Raw genomic sequence first — 394 nt, 5'->3', positions numbered from 1 at the left:
GTACATCACGCTGACGACCTGCACTCCGGAGTTCACCAGCAAGTACCGGTTGATCGTCTGGGGCAAGATGGTCGAGGAACGGCCGCGCAGCAAGGGCAAGCCGGATGCGCTCGTCGAGTAGGGACAGTTGACTTCCTCCCCCTCCTTCAGGAGGGGGATTCCGGCGGCTCGCGCCGTACAGCTTCCTGCTTCATCGCCGACTGCCCGCCCGGAGTGCTCCGTTGAGGTCTTATACCGGCTCCACAGGCCGACACCGCCAGCCCGGCGGCCATGAGATTCTTCGCCGCGTTCACGTCCCGGTCGTGGGTCGTGCCACAGCTGTCGCACGTCCAGGTGCGGACGTTCAGCGGCATCCTGTCCTGCAAGCGGCCGCAGGCCGAGCAGAGCTTGGAGG

Annotated in this window: 1 protein-coding gene and 1 pseudogene; one reads left to right on the top strand and one right to left on the bottom strand. The window is 65.7% G+C overall.

Annotated features, from left to right (window positions below; all coding sequences use genetic code 11):
* A pseudogene (locus tag IG05_RS47465) lies at positions 1-121 on the top strand (class E sortase); the annotation flags it as partial.
* A gap of 25 nt (positions 122-146) precedes the next feature.
* Here the strand turns inward: IG05_RS47465 and IG05_RS46435 are convergent.
* On the bottom strand, positions 147-394 hold a 248-nt coding region (locus IG05_RS46435), incomplete at its 5' end, for a zinc ribbon domain-containing protein (protein WP_158839167.1).

Origin of the sequence: Streptomyces sp. NRRL S-1022 (assembly GCF_000720135.1) — a bacterium.
Classification (GTDB): Bacteria; Actinomycetota; Actinomycetes; order Streptomycetales; family Streptomycetaceae; genus Streptomyces.
The sequence above is the reverse complement of the archived record's forward strand: the minus strand, read 5'-3'. Positions and strand labels throughout refer to the sequence as shown.